The sequence below is a fragment of the Dorea sp. ICN-14282 genome, assembly GCF_037890115.1.
In the GTDB taxonomy this organism is placed as follows: Bacteria; Bacillota; Clostridia; order Lachnospirales; family Lachnospiraceae; genus Dorea_B; species Dorea_B phocaeensis.
In genome coordinates this window covers 813,881-832,218 of sequence record NZ_JBBKBH010000001.1, presented here as the reverse complement: position 1 = coordinate 832,218, position 18,338 = coordinate 813,881, and the positions used below count along the sequence as shown (strand labels likewise).

At 42.8% G+C, this 18,338-nt stretch carries 17 protein-coding genes; 16 read left to right on the top strand and 1 reads right to left on the bottom strand.

Going from position 1 to position 18,338, the window contains the following annotated elements; all coding sequences use genetic code 11:
- The first annotated feature begins 7 nt into the window (after positions 1-7).
- Positions 8-649, top strand: coding sequence for a potassium-transporting ATPase subunit KdpC (kdpC, locus tag WKT00_RS03955; protein WP_101694046.1), 642 nt, complete (start codon positions 8-10; stop codon positions 647-649).
- 22 nt (positions 650-671) lie between these two features.
- Positions 672-2,654, top strand: coding sequence for a DUF4118 domain-containing protein (locus WKT00_RS03950; RefSeq protein WP_340261109.1), 1,983 nt, complete (start codon positions 672-674; stop codon positions 2,652-2,654).
- Between the two features lie 115 nt (positions 2,655-2,769).
- Here WKT00_RS03950 and WKT00_RS03945 read toward each other — a convergent pair whose 3' ends face one another.
- A complete protein-coding gene (locus WKT00_RS03945) occupies positions 2,770-3,399 on the bottom strand; it encodes a DUF1836 domain-containing protein (protein WP_340261107.1) in 630 nt (209 codons plus the stop codon).
- A 177-nt stretch (positions 3,400-3,576) separates the two neighbouring features.
- Here WKT00_RS03945 and WKT00_RS03940 point away from each other — a divergent pair, with 177 nt between their 5' ends.
- The 14 genes from WKT00_RS03940 to WKT00_RS03875 all read left to right on the top strand — a co-directional run bounded on the left by WKT00_RS03940 (position 3,577) and on the right by WKT00_RS03875 (position 18,331).
- Entirely contained in the window at positions 3,577-3,966 is a 390-nt protein-coding gene (locus WKT00_RS03940; RefSeq protein ID WP_340261106.1) for a DUF3783 domain-containing protein, read from the top strand.
- A 2-nt stretch (positions 3,967-3,968) separates the two neighbouring features.
- Complete coding sequence (gene pcrA, locus WKT00_RS03935; protein ID WP_340261105.1) at positions 3,969-6,200, top strand: DNA helicase PcrA; 2,232 nt, start codon at positions 3,969-3,971, stop codon at positions 6,198-6,200.
- A 111-nt stretch (positions 6,201-6,311) separates the two neighbouring features.
- A complete protein-coding gene (locus tag WKT00_RS03930; protein WP_101694051.1) occupies positions 6,312-6,554 on the top strand; it encodes a DUF4366 domain-containing protein in 243 nt (80 codons plus the stop codon).
- Between the two features lie 229 nt (positions 6,555-6,783).
- Positions 6,784-7,707, top strand: coding sequence for an NYN domain-containing protein (locus WKT00_RS03925; RefSeq protein ID WP_340261103.1), 924 nt, complete (start codon positions 6,784-6,786; stop codon positions 7,705-7,707).
- 79 nt (positions 7,708-7,786) lie between these two features.
- On the top strand, positions 7,787-9,163 hold the full coding sequence (gene rlmD, locus WKT00_RS03920; RefSeq protein ID WP_340261101.1) for a 23S rRNA (uracil(1939)-C(5))-methyltransferase RlmD: 1,377 nt from the start codon (positions 7,787-7,789) through the stop codon (positions 9,161-9,163).
- Between the two features lie 70 nt (positions 9,164-9,233).
- Positions 9,234-9,464 (top strand): hypothetical protein, encoded by a 231-nt coding sequence (locus tag WKT00_RS03915; protein WP_340261099.1) that lies wholly within the window; start codon positions 9,234-9,236, stop codon positions 9,462-9,464.
- A gap of 98 nt (positions 9,465-9,562) precedes the next feature.
- Complete coding sequence (locus tag WKT00_RS03910) at positions 9,563-10,447, top strand: DUF2971 domain-containing protein (protein ID WP_340261097.1); 885 nt, start codon at positions 9,563-9,565, stop codon at positions 10,445-10,447.
- 276 nt (positions 10,448-10,723) lie between these two features.
- Positions 10,724-10,930: a hypothetical protein gene (locus WKT00_RS03905; RefSeq protein ID WP_101694060.1), complete on the top strand. Its 207-nt coding sequence runs from the start codon at positions 10,724-10,726 to the stop codon at positions 10,928-10,930.
- A gap of 320 nt (positions 10,931-11,250) precedes the next feature.
- Positions 11,251-11,433, top strand: a complete 183-nt coding sequence (locus WKT00_RS03900; protein ID WP_242962612.1) for a hypothetical protein — start codon at positions 11,251-11,253, stop codon at positions 11,431-11,433.
- Between the two features lie 500 nt (positions 11,434-11,933).
- Positions 11,934-13,022: a C45 family autoproteolytic acyltransferase/hydolase gene (locus WKT00_RS03895; RefSeq protein ID WP_340261094.1), complete on the top strand. Its 1,089-nt coding sequence runs from the start codon at positions 11,934-11,936 to the stop codon at positions 13,020-13,022.
- A 20-nt stretch (positions 13,023-13,042) separates the two neighbouring features.
- Positions 13,043-13,471, top strand: coding sequence for a MarR family winged helix-turn-helix transcriptional regulator (locus tag WKT00_RS03890; RefSeq protein WP_101694062.1), 429 nt, complete (start codon positions 13,043-13,045; stop codon positions 13,469-13,471).
- Positions 13,468-14,304, top strand: a complete 837-nt coding sequence (locus WKT00_RS03885) for a DegV family protein (protein ID WP_340261090.1) — start codon at positions 13,468-13,470, stop codon at positions 14,302-14,304. Before WKT00_RS03890 ends, WKT00_RS03885 begins: the two co-directional genes overlap by 4 nt.
- A gap of 162 nt (positions 14,305-14,466) precedes the next feature.
- The gene (locus WKT00_RS03880; protein ID WP_101694064.1) at positions 14,467-16,062 is read left to right on the top strand and encodes a WG repeat-containing protein; all 1,596 of its coding nucleotides are present in this window, start codon (positions 14,467-14,469) and stop codon (positions 16,060-16,062) included.
- On the top strand, positions 16,022-18,331 hold the full coding sequence (locus tag WKT00_RS03875) for an ATP-binding cassette domain-containing protein (protein WP_101694065.1): 2,310 nt from the start codon (positions 16,022-16,024) through the stop codon (positions 18,329-18,331). Before WKT00_RS03880 ends, WKT00_RS03875 begins: the two co-directional genes overlap by 41 nt.
- Positions 18,332-18,338: the final 7 nt, after the last annotated feature.

The window sequence follows — 18,338 nt, the reverse complement described above, 5'->3', positions numbered from 1 at the left end:
GAGAATCATGAAGAATATGAAGGTTTATTTAAAACGTGCGCTGGTGATTACCCTGGCATTGCTGTTGATTTGTGGAATTGTATATCCGCTGGCTTTAACGGCTCTTGGAAAGATCTTTTTTCCGGGTCAGGCAGAAGGAAGCCTTGTCAAAGTGGGGGACAAGGTGGTTGGATCTGAACTGATCGGACAGCAGTTTGAAGGGGAACAGTATTTTCAGGGACGCCTTTCTGCGGTTAATTACAATACCTATACAGAGAAAGAAAAGGAAGAGGGCGACTATGGAGGTGTAGCTTCCGGTTCTTACAATCAGGCGCCAACAAGTGAAGAATTAAAGGAGAGAACCAGTCAGGCTGCCGCCGATTTTAAAAAGCGTTACAAGGATGCGACCGGAGAAGAATTCACAGGAGAGATTCCGGCTGATCTTGTGACAGCATCAGGTTCTGGATTGGATCCGGATATCAGTCCAGAATCAGCAAAGATACAGATCCCGATTGTAGCGGCAAATTCCGGACTGTCCGAGGAAGAAGTAGCACAGATTGTAGAAGATCACACTAGTCGGAAAGTGCTTGGAATCTTTGGAGAAGAACGGGTGAATGTACTGAAATGTAATTTGGACATTGCGGAACTTACCGAAGAAGCGCTGCCGTAAGTAATTCTGAAGGAGGACAAGGATGAGTCGGAAGGACAAAGGAAAGCTGTCAATCTTTTTGGGATATGCAGCAGGCGTCGGGAAGACTTATGAAATGCTGGAAACCGCCCATTCTCTGAAAAAAGAGGGGGTGGATGTTGTGGCCGGTTATATTGAGCCCCATGATCGTCCACAGACCAGCGCCAAGATGGAAGGGCTGGAGATTCTTCCTTATCAAAAGGTGGAGTACAAGGGAATTAAACTCAGGGAAATGGACTTGGACGCTGTGTTAATCCGCCATCCACAGGTAGTGCTGGTAGACGAATTGGCGCATACCAATACGCCGGGAATGCGTCATCAGAAGAGATATGAAGATATTGAAGAAATACTGAATGCAGGGATAGATGTATATACTACTGTTAATATTCAGCATTTGGAGAGTTTAAACGATGTAGTAGGGAAAGTTTCTGGAATTCATGTCAGGGAAACAATTCCTGATGAAATCTTTGATCTGGCAGATCAGGTGAAGCTGATTGATATTGAGCCGGATGAACTGATTGGACGGATGAAAGAGGGCAAAATTTATAAAGCTGCACAGGCAGAACGGGCTCTTCAGAATTTTTTCGCCAGAAATAAGCTGATTCTTTTGAGGGAGATTGCTCTTCGGAGAATGGTAGACCGGGTAAACCGATTGGCAGTACGGGAGCAGGAGAAGGATCGAAGTCGGATAAGAAAAGAACAGTATCAGGGAGAACACATTCTGACTTGTATTTCTCCTTCTCCGAGCTGTAGTAGAGTCATTCGAAGTGCGTCTAGGCTGGCATACGCCTTTCAGGCAAACTTGACAGCTATTTATGTTGAAACGCCTCAGCTGCAAAGTGGGGATGAGTCAGTGAGACGTTGGAGAGATGAGAATATTCGGCTTGCAAAGGCATTGGGAGCAAAGATCATTACGGTCTTCGGCGAAGATGTGGCATATCAGATTGCAGAATATGCAAGGGTCAGCGGCGTATCGAAGATTGTGCTTGGCCGAACCAATCACAGAATTTGGCTTGGACAGAAGAAGGGCACGCTGACAGATCAGATCAGCGAGCATATTCCCGATATGGATATCTATATTATTCCTGATGGCGGACGGCAAAAAGAATCCCACGGCAAATGTAAGGATCGGTTTGGAAGAGGAGTCGGAAGTTCTTTAGTACGGACGTCAGGTGCGCCAACAGAAAGTCTAGGGTGGGAACTCATTAAAGAAGTAGGAGTTTTGGCAGGAGCAACACTTATTGGGATGGGGATGAGGCAATATGGATTTTTGGATGCAGACATTATTATGATCTATCTGCTGGGAATTCTTATACTATCGCTGTGGACGTCCAGACGGTTTGTCTCAGTGTCAGCTGCGCTGGCAAGCGTATTGTTGTTTGATCTTCTGTTTGTTGATCCGTTGTATAGTTTTGCAATTCATTTAAAAGGCTATACGGCTACATTTTTAATTATGCTGTTGTTTTCGTTGATCATTTCGACGATTATTTCTACGGGAAGAAAGCAGGCAAGAGAAAGCACTAAACAGATGTACCGCACACAGCTTCTGCTGGATAACAGCCGTCGGATGCGAAGAGTAGACACAGTGAAAGGATTGCTTTTGGAATTAAGTGGGCAAATATTGAAACTTATGGATCTTCCGGTTGTCTTTTTTACCATTCAGGAAGAAAAAATGGCAGGACCGTGGCTGTTCCCGCGAACTGGAATGACTAAGGAAGAACTGCGTAAGATGGTGGATGACCAGGAACGGGCTGTGGCAGAATGGGTGGCGGCAAACGGGAAGAGAGCCGGCTGCTGTACACATACGCTTCCAGGTGCAAAGGCCATGTATTTGCCAATTAAGACCAGTGACAAAACTTACGCTGTTATGGGAATTGTATTAGAAGAAAGAAGAGAGATTCCAGCGTTTGAATATGGGCTTTTAACAGCGATGGTTAATGAAGCGGCGCTGGTATTTGCAAGAATTTTGAAAGAGAAAGAAAAATAGGGTGTCGCAAAACCATCAAATTGGAGGGTTGAGAGGCACCCTCACTCTTTTTTCTTGACATCAAAATACCCCCAAGCAAGTTTTATATTTTAATGTCCTGCTTGGGGGAGGCATATCATTTTGCAACAGTCCCTTTTTTCTTCTTATTCTCATGCTCCGGTTCGGGAAGCTCGTCGATTAATTTTTCGATGATCTGCTTTTTGACGTAGACATCAAAGCTTAAGTTGCAGATAAAGGCAAAGAGCTGAAGGTATTCTCGATCCTCTTCCGGGATATCAGCGAAGGCTTCCATGGCAGACTGATAGGAGCCGGAAATATCTTTCTGAAGTGATTCGATCCGGGAGTTTTCCAACTGGCAGATCTCTTCATAAATCTGGGGTAACTGAAGGTCTTCATCTGTATCAAAATATTTTTCAGTTATGGGCGCCAGCACCGTCTCAATGTCCTTGATAGATAAAAAGTTTTTAAAATAATAGATAAAGATCATGATCAGTACATGTTCTTTGGAATATTTTTTCTTAACCGGCGGTGGGAGAAGATGGTTCTTGGCGTAATTGTTGATCATGGTTTTGGTCAGAATCTTATCTTCTTCGTGGCGTCTGGTGGAACGGAACTGTTCTTCCATAAATGTAGTAACTTGATCCATATAAAGCCCGATATTCGGGATGTTTTTTGGTCTCACATAGTCAATTCGTGATAAACTAGCTAAAATGCTGTTTAGCATGTCATTTGTGTCAATTTTCATAATAGTTCACCTCAATATAACCATTATATAGTTTTTAAAACTATATGACAAGGATTTTTTCCTGGAATTTGTTTGGGGAAGGGTTCTCTTCCTTGGCGGATGGAAATTATGCGGTTGCACATCTGTTCGAAAGCCATTATAATAAAAACAGATTTTTGAAGGGGAGTAGGAGAAAAGATGAAAGCTTCTGTATTATGTTACAATCTGAAAAGTACCAAAAAAGGAAAGCAGATCGCGATGATCTTTGGGTTTCTTGGATATAAGATTCGGCACGTAGAGAAGGAGGAATATGGACTTCCATTGAAGGTTCTTGCCGGAATGGGGGAAGTTCAAGAACAAGCAAGTGGTTCTGTTGACGGATTTTCGGAAGAGATGCTGGTGATGAATCCGGCTGGGGAGACTATGCTTGATAAGGCATTATTTCTGATGCGAAAAGAAAAAGTTCAGATAGGATTAAAAGCTGTGCTTACGGAGACGAATCAGGAGTGGAATTCCCTGGAACTTTACGAAGAGATTAAGAAGGAACATGAGTATATGCAGAAAAATGCAGCAGAAAGGAAAGAATAAATTTGAGTATATATGATACGTTAAATGAACAACAAAGCGAGGCGGTGCTTCATACAGAAGGGCCGCTTTTGATTCTAGCGGGAGCAGGATCAGGAAAGACTAGGGTGTTGACCCATAGGATTGCCTATTTGATCGAGGAAAAGGGCGTAAATCCTTGGAATATTCTGGCTATTACTTTTACCAATAAGGCAGCTGGAGAGATGAGGGAACGAGTAGATCAGTTGGTAGGATTTGGATCAGAAAGTATCTGGGTCAGTACCTTCCATTCTACTTGTGTCCGAATTTTAAGAAGACATATTGATCTTCTAGGGTATGATACGAATTTTACAATCTATGACGCAGATGATCAGAAGACGCTGATGAAGGATGTATGTAAGCTTTTGAATATTGATACGAAGGTATACAAAGAACGTTCTTTGTTAAATGCCATTTCCCATGCGAAGGATGAGCTGGTAACACCGGAAGAGTTCCTTTTGCAGGTGGGAGGAGATTTTAGCCAGAAGAAGATTGCGGAAGTTTATGTAGAATATGAAAAGCAGTTAAGAGCCAACAATGCGCTTGACTTTGACGATCTGCTGGTGAAAACGGTACAGCTGTTCCAGACGCAAAAAGATGTGTTGGAATATTATCAGGAACGGTTTCGCTATATTATGGTGGATGAGTACCAGGATACCAATACGGTTCAATTTGAACTGATCCGTCTGCTTGCGTCCAAATATCGGAATCTCTGTGTAGTAGGTGATGACGATCAGTCCATCTATAAGTTCCGCGGAGCGAATATTAAGAATATCCTGAATTTTGAACAGGTTTTCGAGGATGCCAAAGTGATTAAGCTGGAACAGAATTATCGTTCTACCGGCAATATTTTAAATGCGGCGAATACGGTGATCCGCAACAACATGGGAAGAAAGGACAAGACACTTTGGACGGATAAAGGGGAAGGAGAGAAGATTTCCCTTCGTCAGTTTGATTCTGCCTATGATGAGGCAGAGTACATAGTAGATGAGATTCGGAAAAATGTGGCAAAAGGCGATGTGACCTACCACGATCATGCCATCCTTTATCGGACGAACGCACAGTCCCGTATGTTTGAAGAAAAATTTGTGACGGCGAATATCCCTTATAAGATTGTTGGCGGTGTCAACTTCTATGCAAGGCGAGAAATCAAAGATTTACTGGCTTATTTAAAAACCGTGGATAATGGAAAAGATGATCTGGCCGTACGGAGAATTATCAATGTTCCAAAGCGTGGAATTGGTCTTACCAGCACGAACCGGGTACAGGAATACGCATCCAGGCATGAGATTGGATTCTATGATGCGCTGTGCGGCGTGGACTTGATTCCGGATATCGGAAGGGGAGCTTCAAAGCTAGAATCTTTTGTAGCATTGATTGAACATTTTAAAACAGATGCGAAGGACTTAAGCTTGTCTGATCTGATGCAGGAAATTATCGAGGAGACTGGTTATGTAGAGAGCCTTCGTGCAGATGAGGGGGAAGAGGCTGATGCCAGAATTGAAAATATCGATGAGTTATTAAGTAAGATCGCAGCTTATGAGGAAACCTGTGAGGAACAGAATGAACCGGCGACATTAAGCGGATTTTTGGAAGAGGTAGCATTGGTAGCGGATATTGACAGTTTGGATGAGGACAGTGATTATGTGATACTGATGACGCTTCACAGTGCGAAGGGACTGGAGTTCCCTCATGTCTATTTGGCTGGTATGGAAGATGGTATTTTTCCAAGTTATATGACGGTGACGGCAGACGATCCGGAGGAAATGGAAGAGGAGCGACGCCTCTGCTATGTCGGAATTACCAGAGCAGAAGAAGAGTTAACATTAACCTGTGCAAGGAGAAGAATGATCCGGGGAGAGACCCAGTATAATAAAATGTCCCGGTTTATCAAAGAGATTCCAAGAGAACTGTTATCCACAGGAGCCGTCTTTGAGAAGGAAAAGGAAGAGCCGGTAAAACAGGCAGCATATCTGCAGGCGAGACAGGCTTTCCGGAAGCAGGCGTTTACCGCGCCGAAGCCGGTGCGCCAATTTGGAAATCCAGGCGGCGACGGACCGGGATACGGAGTCGGAGACCGGGTGCGCCATATGAAATTCGGAGAAGGAACGGTTACGGCGCTTACAGAAGGTGGAAGAGATTACGAGGTTACGGTGGACTTTGATACCGCAGGGACGAAGAAGATGTTCGCTGCTTTTGCAAAATTAAAGAAGCTTTAAAAAGTGTTTTGGAAAATATTTTTACATAAAAATATAGTAATATGAAAAAGATAGTGTTATAATAACAGCAGAATTGAACTTGCTATCAAGCATAAGAAAGGACGTGGGAGCATGAGTAAGGTAGAAGATTTTATCGCAGCAACAAAATTAAGTGAGCTGGTGAATAAAAAGGAAGAAGATAAGCACTGTAAGACGGTTCTTTGGATTTTGGCGATCGTAGGAGCAGTTGCAGCAATCGCAGCTATTGCTTATGCAGTGTATTGTTTCTTTACCCCAGATTATCTGGAAGATTTTGAAGAAGATTTCGAGGATGATTTTGACGACGATTTCTTCAATGACGATGATCAGGTATAGAGGTTGAGATTAGCAGCGTAAGTTTGGCTGCATAAATCTGGAACCGTAGGTAAGTGCAGCAAAGGCAGTAAAAGAAATGATAAAAAGCAGGTTGAGAGCCTATCTGAGGTGAGAAAGGCATCTTGCCTGCTTTTTTGGTGTAAAGTAAAATCCTTTTGGAGGAGTAAACAGGATCCTTCTATGCTATAGTAAGTGGAAGAAGAAATGATCCGGTGATGGAGGGAAAGAGATGGATGAGCGGTGTTATGCCCTGTTAATTGATGCGGACAATGTGTCTGCAAAATATATTAAGCCGATTTTGACGGAGTTGTCAAAATATGGGATTATTACTTATAAGAGAATCTACGGAGATTGGACCAGTACGCAGCATGCCAGCTGGAAGGATGAGCTGCTTCGTAATTCGATTACGCCGATCCAGCAGTTCAGCTATACGCAGGGGAAGAATGCCACAGATTCAGCTATGATTATCGATGCTATGGATATTTTGTATACCAATGATGTGGATGGATTCTGTATCGTCTCAAGTGATAGTGATTTTACAAGGTTGGTCAGTCGGTTGAGAGAAAGCGGGAAAATGGTAATCGGTATGGGAGAAAATAAGACGCCGGAACCATTTCGAAAAGCCTGTGATAAATTTACGATTCTTGAAAACCTGTTAAGTGACCAGGAACCGGCGGCGGAAAAGGAAGTCCATGATCAGATCAGCAAAGAAAAGATCGAGGATGCCATTATCAAGATGGTGATTGAAAATCAGAACAGCAATAAGGAATCGGGGCTTGGAGAGATTGGAAGCCGTTTAGTTAGCTTGTACCCAGATTTTGACGTACGAAGCTATGGATATAATATGCTGTCTAAATTCCTGGAAGAGTTTTCCGGAATTCAGTTGGTGAAACATGGAAATTATGTGTCGGTGGCATTGAAAGAAGACAGAGGCATGAAAGAGGATATCGACGCCTATGTAGTAAATCTAGTGCAGAAAGCCGGAAAAGACGGGATGGAGCTTAGTACGCTGGGAAACCGGGTTTATGAAAAGTATAAGGACTTTAAAATCCGCGATTATGGGTATGCTCAGTTCAATAAATATGTAAAAAGTGTTGACCATATCGAAGTGAAGCAGGATGGTACTATTTTGAAAGCACGCTATGTAAAATAGTGAGGAAAATCAAGATATAAAAGATGAATAAAAGCAAAGAAAATGACAGATAAATTGGCAGGAGAGAGGAACGGATAGGATGAAAAAAGGGCAGGTATATGAAGGGATTATAGAGAAAGTAGAATTTCCGAACAAGGGAATTGTTCCGGTGCCGGAAGAGGGTAGAAACGTAATTGTGAAAAATGGAATTCCGAGACAGAAAATTCGATTTTGTGTAAATAAATTCCGGAAAGGTCAGGCAGAGGGGCGACTTCTGGAGGTACTGGAAAAGTCTCCGTTGGAAACCAGGGAGCCGGTATGTGGTCTTTTTCCGGCCTGCGGCGGATGCATGTATCAGACGATGGCCTATGAGGAGCAGATCCTTATGAAAACCCGGCAGGTGAAGGAGATCATGGATGCGGCAGTAGAAGGAGACTATGTGTTTGAAGGGGTCAGGAAAAGTCCGAAAGAGTTCGCTTACCGCAACAAAATGGAATTTTCTTTTGGAGATGAGTATAAAGATGGACCGCTTTCCCTGGGACTTCATAAGAAGGGAAGTACGTATGATGTGCTGACAGCATCCGATTGCAAATTGGTACATGAGGATCTGACAAAGATTCTGATGTGCGTTCTTAATCATTTTAAAGATCTGGGAGCCGGCTATTACAAAAAAATGCAGCACGTAGGTTATTTGCGCCATCTGCTTTTGAGACGCGGAGATGTTACGGGAGAAATCCTGGTCAATCTGGTAACAACCACGCAGGAAGAGCATGAAATGCAGCCGCTGGTAGAAAAGCTTTTGTCCCTTTCCTTAGAAGGAATGATCGTGGGAATCCTGCACATTCTGAATGATTCTTGGTCGGATGTGGTACAAAGTGATGAGACAAGAGTTTTGTATGGACAGGACTATTATTATGAAAAGCTTCTGGGAATGGATTTTAAGATTACGCCGTTTTCTTTCTTTCAGCCGAATACGAAAGGTGCAGAAGTGCTGTATCAGATTGTAAGAGATTATATTGGTGATATTCGGGATCTTACGGTATTCGATTTGTTCAGCGGAACCGGAACCATTGGTCAGGTTCTTGCGCCGGTAGCGAAAAAAGTAATTGGTGTGGAGATCGTGGAAGAAGCGGTAGATGCGGCGAAAGAAAATGCCGTACACAATGGTCTTTCCAACTGTGAATTCATAGCAGGCGATGTATTTAAGGTGTTGGATGAGATCGAGGAAAAGCCGGATGTAATCGTGCTGGATCCGCCGCGTGATGGCATTCACCCGAAGGCGCTTCCAAAGATTCTGGATTATGGAGTGGATCGGATCGTCTATATCTCCTGTAAGGTGACGAGTCTGGCAAGGGATTTGGAGATGATGCAGGCGAGAGGGTATAAGGTGGAAAAATGTGTGGCGGTTGACCAGTTCGCGGGCACGGTGCACGTGGAGACGGTTGTACTGCTTTCCCACAAAAACCTGATAGCGTAATCAACGTAAAAGTGGATTTTGGCGAGGGTGAGGACAAAGTACTGCTGATAATATTGCTAAAAGAGCCGAAGTGTACAAGCCGAAAGAGCGTGTGACCTACAAGATGATTAAGAAGTACCTAGAAGCGAAATATGGCTTCAAGGTACATACTGCTTATATAGCAGAGGTAAAGAGGGAATTAGGATTGCCGATGTATGATGCACCTAATGCGGTGGAGAAATTGAAACAGCCGAAGAAACATCCGACGGTGGAAAAGGTAGAAGCAATTAAAGATGCTTTGAAACATTTTGAGGTGATTTAATGACAAAGCCGCTTGCTTATTGAATGAGTAAGCGGCTGCTTTATTATAATTAGTGTAATATAATAAAGCTTGTTCGAGAGTAAAGGAAGGGGATACGTATGAGAAGAACGTTATTCCGGTACAGGGCATTTAATACGGAAAAACTGAATGATTATAGCTATATTCATCAGAGGATAATTAACATTGAAAAATGGAAGTTTGAAGCTTTTGAAGGATTAGTATATCCATCATCACCACTTTATTTCAATGACCCATATGATTGTGAATTTTGCTTTCAAGCCGATGCGTTAGAAGGCATTCTTGATAGAGAAACATATCTACATCTTTTAGAAAACAGATTTTCGTTGAAAAAGGAAGAAAAAAATAGAATTCTTTATTCTGATAATATTGAAAAGGCAATGCAGACAGTCTTACAAGCACATGGTGGGAAACTTTCGAATTCTTGGATGAATATTTTGGAAAGTGGATTAAGTGGTTGTTTGGATAAAATTAAAGATGCAGTAAGGGTTGTTTGCTTGTCAGAGGTGTATGATTCTATGCTAATGTGGAGTCATTATGCCAAAGATCATACAGGATATTGTATAGAATATGAATTTGATGAAAAGGATATGTTTTATAATCATTTGCATCAGGTTGTATATACAAAGGATAGGTATGCTGTTTCTAAAACTGATGTATTAGAAGGAAATAAAGACTTTCTATACAAAACGACTTGTAGAAAATCAGATGTATGGTCATATGAAAAAGAATGGAGAATTATAACGGCCAATTTCAACAAAGTGATGCCACAAAAATTGAAATATCCTAATGGAAAATATGTTCTAGATTTAAAAGATAATATAAAGGCATTTTATTTAGGAGCAAAGATTTCAGATGATTTTAAATATGAGATGATTCAATTTGGAGAGAGGAATGGTATTAGCGTTTATCAGATGATGTTATCTTCCAAAACGTATGAATTACAAGCTAAGAAAATAGTATAGAATTTTTTGAGTTGAAAATATTATCTATATTAAGTTAAATCCATAGAAATAGAAGAAGATTTTATTGAATGGAGAAGTATCTTCGTAATTGGGAGAGGAAAATTAGTGGGTGTTAAAATATTAGATGATTAATAAGGACATAGCCAATTGAGGAATTACAAAACGACATTTTCCGCATTATGTGATAAAATTAAACTGAGATGTAATTTTATAAATAAATATAGGTGAAGGGGGACACTGACAAACAATACAGAAGAAGATTGGACGGACATAGACTTGATTTTTCAGTTGGTAGACTCCGGACAAGAGCCGGTAGAAGTCGCTGGTATGGTGCCTGATCTGCGGGCTGATCTATCAGAACTTTCTGCTGGAGAGACAAAAGAATTTGTTACAGCATGGTTTCCGGCTGTATTGGAATCCGATTTTGATAAAGTGAAGGGATATCATATAGAAAAATTCGAGTATAGTAGCGAGGAAAAATAAAAAAGTTATAAAATGACGATAAAAGAGATATTCAGTTGAGGGGGCGCCTCAACAGGATATCTCTTTTCTGTTACGTGTGTCCAGCGAAGCTGGGCCACACTTGCCGGTGCCAGTCCGGTCGCGGTAATTGCCAGTGAGCCGCGTAGCTAAACCCGGTGCGTTGCAGTAATGCAGGGTGCTAAGCGGGTGGATAAAGTAACCTTGATAAAAGGAGCGAGCAAACATGCAGACCGTAACATAAAGTGAATTCTGCCGTATCGTTAAAAAGGTCTCGAAAGAGGGTAAAGAGAAGTTGAGCCTTGCTTACATAGGCGAAAACCATGGAACGTGTGAAGAAACTGGAAAAGCAGCACGGAAGAATCTCTAGGTATATAGGAAACGGTATGTATGGAAAGTGTGGTTCGGAACTGGAGAGACCCTACCCATCACCGAAAGGTAAAGAGAAAGCGTATAAGCTTGGCGAAATCGCATTTCTGATGGGAGGGAGTCGGAGAGGAACATAGTACCGATAATGATTGTGCAAGAAAACACAGTTTATGGGAAGGTTCCTTACTTCATTCATGTTTGTAGAGAGGGTAAGAGTGAGAGAATGTCATGCAGACTAACAACTCCAAAGAAAAAGTTCGACAACTTCAAAACAAACTATATCTGACAGCCAAGAAATGTAACAGCAGAAGATTCCATCTGCACCTTTACAAGGTGGTACAACAAGAAACACCAAAGGCGAAACAGAATGTCAAAGGTGGGATTCGTTAGAAATAGCATTTACGAAAAAGGGTTAAAGAAAATGGCTGAAGCATGACGTAATGCTGTAGAAAGAAGAATGTCGGAAAGCCGTGTGAGGGAGAACCTCATGCACGGTTTGATGAGGGGAAAGAGGGCAAATGCCCTCTAACCTACTCTACAAACCACTTATAAAATTTTCCTCTTGACAATCCTTTTAAATAGTTTATAATGTGAACTGTTTACAAAGTGAACTAAATGAATTAACAGGGAGAAAATTATGAACAAAAGAATAAAACGGATTTTAAAAATTACGGGAATTACCATTTTGTCGGTGATTTTGATTTTCGCAGGTGTATTCACCGGAATGTTTCACAGGGAGGTTCGTACATTGAATTCCATCGAAAAACTTGATGAACATCCATTGTATACTATGGAATATAAGGGCGACTACGGAATGGATGAATTCTTGGAAGTGGGCGCTTGCAATGATCAGGAACTGGTGAAATTTGTAGTTGACAGATTGCTGAAAGGTCTGCCGTTAGAAATCAATATTCCGAGTCTGGGATGTTCTACATTTCTGGCGAAAAATGAAGAGTCGGATGGTTATCTGTTCGGACGAAACTTTGACTTAAATGCATCACCGGGAATGTTTGTACGAACCCAGCCGGAAGATGGGTATGCATCGATCTCTATGGTGAACCTTGGATTCATTGGCTATGGTGAAGAGAAGCTTCCGGACAATATGAAGGATGCACTTCTGACATTGGCGGCTCCGTATGCACCGTTAGATGGAATGAATGAGAAAGGTCTTTGTGTAGGTGTGCTTTTGATCGACACAGAGCCTACCAATCAGCAGACAGAGAAGGTAGACATTACCACAACAACAGCGATTCGAATGCTCTTAGACCAGGCGGCGACGGTGGAGGAAGCGGTAGAACTTTTGAAGCAGTATGACATGCATTCCAGTGCCAACAGCTGCTATCATTTCCAGATTGCGGATGCATCCGGGAATTCTGTAGTGGTTGAGTATATTGATAACGAGATGAAGGTGGTAAGACCAGAGGAATCCTATCAGGCAGCAACCAACTTTTTGCTGACGCCAGGGGATTATGATTTTGGAAAAGGGCAGGATCGCTACGCCATTTTAATGGATACATTGGAAGAACAGAACGGTATCGTAAATTCCGAGGAGGCAATGGATCTTCTTCAGGCAGCTTCGCAGGATCCGCACAGAACGGACGATGGTGATATCAGTGCAACACAGTGGTCTGTGGTCTATGATATGGAGACATTATCTGCTACAATATGTATGGGACAGGATTATGAGAATACATACATATACTCTGTCGAAGAACCAGAAAAATAAATGTTTTTGAGGGATGATATATGAACGAATTGAATGAGCAGATTTTAGACGCATGGATCCAGTTGACAACCGCAATTAATAATGAACGTATTGTATCAGAGATGCCGTTAAACGAGGCGCTGATCTGCCGGATGCTCTATCATAATAAGGAGAGAAATATTACAGCAACGGATTTGTGTGGATGGACGAAGATGCAGAAATCACAGATGAACCGCACGCTAATCAGTATGGAGCAAAAGGGCTGGATTCACAGACAGCGTTCAGAAAAGGACAAGAGACAGATTTTTATCGCGCTGAATGAGGATAAGATGATTTTATACCGGGAACAGCACGAGCATATTTTGAGTATTGTAAATAAGCTGGTAGATCGAATTGGAGAGGAAAATGCCAATCAGGCGTTAAAGCTTTTCAATTTGATTGCACAGATTGCAGGAGAGGAGATCGTATGATTCGAGTATTGGTAGATTCGGCAGCAGATTTTTCCCAGGAGGAAATTAAGGAGAGAAGATTATATCTGGTGCCATTACAGGTAAACTTTGAGGAAGAGCAGTATTTGGATGGAGTGAATCTAAAACGGGATAAATTTTATCAGAAATTAACGTCCGGGAAAGTATTTCCTAAGACATCCCAGCCATCCCCGCAGGAGTTTTTAAATGTTTTTGAGGAAGTTAAGAAAAATGGGGATGAACTGATCTGTATCCTGTTGTCCTCTGCATTAAGCGGCACATATCAGAGTGCACTTTTGGCACGTAATATGGTGGAATATGAAAAGATTTATTTGGTGGATTCCTTAAGTGCGGTTGTGGCGGTTCAGATGCTGTGTGACACAGCGCTTAAGCGGATCGCACAGGGGAAGACGGCAGAAGAGATTGTAGAGGAGCTGGAAGAAGTAAAGGGAAGAACCAGGATTTTTGCGGCTCTGGATACACTGGAGTATCTGGCTATGGGCGGAAGAATCAGTAAGGCCGCCGCGGCGATCGGAGAGATGGCGAATATTAAGCCTGTCATTACGGTAAACAAAGAAGGAAAGGTTGATGTGATCGGCAAAGGGCTTGGCATAAATCGAACGCTGGGATTTTTGCAGAAAAAGGTGGAAGAAGCACAGATTGATGAGCAGTACCCAATCTATTCTCTGTTTTCTTACGGAGAAGAAAACTGTGGGAAGCTGGAACAGCGGCTGGAGAAGAAAGGATATCAGATTCAGGCACGGCGTCAGATCGGTCCTGCAATCGGAACGCATATTGGTCCGGAAGCATTTGGAATATGCTTCTGTGAAAAATAGAAAGAATGAAAATAGACAAAAGGATCCTTCCGGGAGCATCTCAATTGACTCCCTGGAGGGTTCTTTTCTCTTTTAAATGACTTGAATTGAAAAAACAGCCGCTGTATAATACCCTATATAGTATTTTGAGAAAGAAAGCAGTCTATATAGTGAGGATAAGGTATGTTTTGTAGACAGTGTGGAACGGAAAATAAGGATGATGTAAAATTTTGCAAAAAATGCGGGGCGGAATTTTTGCAGGATCCTGTGAGCAAAGGCGGATTCTGGGAAGCAGAAGGAAACGAAGATAGAAGGAATGAGAAAGCTGTTGGAAAGAAGAATAAGGGCAGCTGGAGCGGCCGTAGATGGGTTGTGATCACGGCGGCTTTTCTTATTATGGGACTTTGTGCGGCGTCTTCTTTTACCTTGATGGCACACAAGGAGAAGAGAGATTATAAGAAATATATTGCGCAGGCTGAGAAGTATCTGGAAGATCTGGATTATGAAAATGCGGAAGCGGCGTATTTAAGGGCTGTGAAAGTGGCGCCGAAAGAACAGGAGCCTTATGAGAAGCTGGCATGGATTTATGAAGAGCAGGAAGAGTATGAGAAGGCGGAGGAAATCCTGGCAGAAGGAGAAAGTCAAAAAGATCCTTCCAAGCAAAGAGAAGAGGTTGGAGAAGAGAGTCAGACCGCAGATCAAAATGCAGAAGAAAACGATAAGAAGCCGGAAAAAGATCCGGATAAAAACGGACAGAAAGATCCGGAGAAGCAAGAAGGCGAGGATGGGAAAACCAATAGTAAAAAAGCTTATACCTGGGCAGTAGAGCCCAAAATAGAGGCGGATGATATTTATTATCTGAAAGATGAAAATATGAAAGATTACTCCTGGAATGCGTTAAACAGGCAGATGAATACGTCCTATGCAGTCCTAAAGAGAAAGGATGCTTATGGAATTATCGGAATGGATGGAAAGCTGGCGGCGGAAGTAAAGTACCAAGGCGTGGGCTGTATTTGGAAATATTATGAATTAGAGACGAAGGAGCCGGTGTATGAGCCAGAGTATGATACTGAGATGTCGGATTATTATTTTGTGGAAGAGGACAAGAAGGTAAAGCCGGCAGTTGCAGTCTTTGGAGATGCCCAGCTTTATCGGGGGGGATTTTATTACTGTGACGGACTTCATAATGTAGCCGAAGCAGCAGAAGCCATCTCAATGGGGATGGAGTATCAGAAGAAGCCGGAAGCGGTGATTCCTGTGAAGCGTTCGGAGGAATTGTATAATGGGGATCAGAATGATCGCCAGTGGTACGAGGAACTGAAAAGTAAATATGCGCTCTGTGATCCGGAAGGGGAGCTGCTGACAGATTTTATTTATGAAGAATGTGGAGTGGCTTCCGAAGGAGTGGCTGCGGCAAAGAAGGATGGAAAATGGGGCTATATTGACGAGAAAGGAAAGACGGTGATTCCGTTTGAATACGATGCTTCCTGTACTTACGAATCTTACGTGTTCAGTTATGACACCGTAAGTAAGCCGGAAGAAGAGGAGTTCTGTTACGCGGCTTCGGATGGATATGTGCCACTTTGCAAAAAGGGAAAATGGGAACTTCGGGACACTTCCGGAAAAGTCGTGATTTCGGCAGGCGTATTCGAAGAGATTCGTCCGGTGCACGACGGAAAATGCTGGGTAAAGAAGGATGGAAAATGGGGAGTGATCCGTCTAAAGGAGAAAGAGGACAATGAGAGAACAGATTCTGACAATCATAGATACAAACGGTAAATTAAGTGAGATCTCACTTGGACAATATCAAAAGCAGAAGCTGGTATTGGGAAGAGATGAATCCATCTGCGACGTTGTGATGACGGACGCGATTGTTTCCAAGATTCAGGGGACAATGCTGTTAGAGAATGGACGGCTGATGTATCAGGATGAAGACAGCAGGAACGGAACCTTTCTAGGATTGGGAAGCGGAAGACGACTTCTAGCGAAACAAGATGGTATGGTGGAAGTATATGATAAGGATATTCTCTGTATCGGTAATTTACAACAGTCGCGGAACCGGGTTTTGCTTCTGTATTCGGTTAGTGAAAAGCGGGAAGTGTGGAAATGGAAGCCTTTGAGCAGAGAAGTTATAACGATTGGAAGGGATTCTTCTAATGATATCTGTCTTCCGGGACCGGGAATTTCCCGTGTGCATTGCAGAATCGGCAGGATACAGGGCACTTGTGTACTGGAAGATTCCGGCAGTGTGAATGGAGTATTAGTAAACGGAGAGCGGGTAACGGGAAGAAGAAAACTTCAGGATAAGGATGTAATTCAGATTCTAGGCTTCCAGCTTCTGTTCTGTCAAAATGGAATCTATTATAAAACAGCGCCCGAAGGAATCTCTCTTCAGGTACGTGATGTCACGAAGGAAGTCGGAAAGGGATCAAAGAAAAAGCGCATCTTAAATCATGTAAGCTGTGAGATTGAGGGAAATGAATTTGTGGCAATCATTGGAGGATCCGGTGCGGGAAAGACGACGCTGATGAATGCGATCAGCGGATTTGAACCGGATTTTGCGGGCAAGGTATATTGTAATGGTACAGATCTGGTGGAACACTTTCAGATGTTAAAGAATATGATCGGATTTGTACCGCAGCAGGATATTATTTATGAAAATCTGACGCTTAAGAAGATGCTATATTACGCAGCCAAAATCCGAATGCCGAAGGATACCAGGGCGTCGGAGATTGAGAAACGGATTTTGGAGGTTCTTCAGATGGTAGATCTGGTGGAGCATCAGAAGACTTATATCCGTAAGCTGTCGGGAGGGCAGAAGAAGCGTGCCAGTATTGCAGTGGAACTTTTAGCCGATCCGAAGTTATTCTTCTTGGATGAACCTACATCCGGTCTGGATCCGGGAACGGAGAAAAACCTGATGATCAGTTTGAAAAAGCTTGCAAGGCAGCAGAATAAGACGATTATCATGGTTACCCATACAACGGCAAATCTTCATTTGTGTGATAAGATCATCTTCATGGGACCAGGAGGAAGGCTTTGTTTTTGCGGAAATGTGGAGGAAGCAAAGGCTTTTTATCAGACGGATGATCTGGTGAATATTTATAATATGATTGCGGAGGATCCGGAAGCCTGCGAGAGAAAGTATCGAAATGCCAGACAGCGGGAAAAGAATTCAGGTACGGCAGGAGAGAGAAAGCCAATTCCGGTGAAACGATCCAAAAACGCGAGATTTCAGCAGTTCCTTGTGCTGGCACAGCGTTACGGGGAGCTGATGTTCCACGATACGCAGCGGTTACTGGTGTTATTACTGCAGCCATGTTTGATTGCAGCCCTTTTGTATGTAGTGGCAGATAAGGATATCTTTAAGATCTATGAAAGTACCAAGTCGATGTTGTTTGCTCTTAGCTGTTCGGGAATCTGGATTGGTCTGTTTAATTCGATTCAGGAGATCTGTAAGGAGCGGACGATTGTAAAAAGGGAGTACATGGCAAACCTGCGGCTTCCGGGGTATGTTATGTCTAAGTTTGTATTTCAGTTCGCACTTGGCGGAATTCAGGCGGCGGCGCTTACGATGATTTTCTTAGGCTTGATTGGTAAGAAACGGGCGGGAATTTTCTTCAACAATTTTACAATGGAGATGTTCCTTACGGTATGGCTGACCGTTTTGGCGGCGATTGCACTTGGTTTTGTACTGTCGGCGATGGTGCGAAGCGGGGATAAGGCAATGGCGGCAGCCCCCTTTGTGCTGATTATTCAGCTTTTGTTCTCTGGAATTCTCTTCCAGTTAAAAGGAGCAGGGAAACTGATTTCTTATTTTACAGTTAGCAGATGGTCTGTGGAAGCGCTTGGAAGTATTGCTAAGCTGAATCGGCTGGATTTGAAACTTCAAAAAGATTATCCGATGCTGGAACATGAGGCGGAAGCTTTCTTTAAGGCGGCGAAGGGTCACGTAGTGCAGTGCTGGGGAATCTTACTTCTGATGACGGTGGTATGTCTGGTGGTGAGTATGATTTCCCTGCGGAGAATTGCAAAGGACAGGCGATAGGAGGAAG

Coding starts and splice junctions, on each gene's coding strand:
- kdpC (WP_101694046.1), top strand. CDS start 8: ATGAAGAATATGAAGGTTTATTTAAAACGTGCGCTGGTGATTACCCTG.
- WKT00_RS03950 (WP_340261109.1), top strand. CDS start 672: ATGAGTCGGAAGGACAAAGGAAAGCTGTCAATCTTTTTGGGATATGCA.
- WKT00_RS03945 (WP_340261107.1), bottom strand. CDS start 3,399: ATGAAAATTGACACAAATGACATGCTAAACAGCATTTTAGCTAGTTTA.
- WKT00_RS03940 (WP_340261106.1), top strand. CDS start 3,577: ATGAAAGCTTCTGTATTATGTTACAATCTGAAAAGTACCAAAAAAGGA.
- WKT00_RS03930 (WP_101694051.1), top strand. CDS start 6,312: ATGAGTAAGGTAGAAGATTTTATCGCAGCAACAAAATTAAGTGAGCTG.
- WKT00_RS03925 (WP_340261103.1), top strand. CDS start 6,784: ATGGATGAGCGGTGTTATGCCCTGTTAATTGATGCGGACAATGTGTCT.
- rlmD (WP_340261101.1), top strand. CDS start 7,787: ATGAAAAAAGGGCAGGTATATGAAGGGATTATAGAGAAAGTAGAATTT.
- WKT00_RS03910 (WP_340261097.1), top strand. CDS start 9,563: ATGAGAAGAACGTTATTCCGGTACAGGGCATTTAATACGGAAAAACTG.
- WKT00_RS03900 (WP_242962612.1), top strand. CDS start 11,251: ATGGAACGTGTGAAGAAACTGGAAAAGCAGCACGGAAGAATCTCTAGG.
- WKT00_RS03895 (WP_340261094.1), top strand. CDS start 11,934: ATGAACAAAAGAATAAAACGGATTTTAAAAATTACGGGAATTACCATT.
- WKT00_RS03890 (WP_101694062.1), top strand. CDS start 13,043: ATGAACGAATTGAATGAGCAGATTTTAGACGCATGGATCCAGTTGACA.
- WKT00_RS03885 (WP_340261090.1), top strand. CDS start 13,468: ATGATTCGAGTATTGGTAGATTCGGCAGCAGATTTTTCCCAGGAGGAA.
- WKT00_RS03880 (WP_101694064.1), top strand. CDS start 14,467: ATGTTTTGTAGACAGTGTGGAACGGAAAATAAGGATGATGTAAAATTT.
- WKT00_RS03875 (WP_101694065.1), top strand. CDS start 16,022: ATGAGAGAACAGATTCTGACAATCATAGATACAAACGGTAAATTAAGT.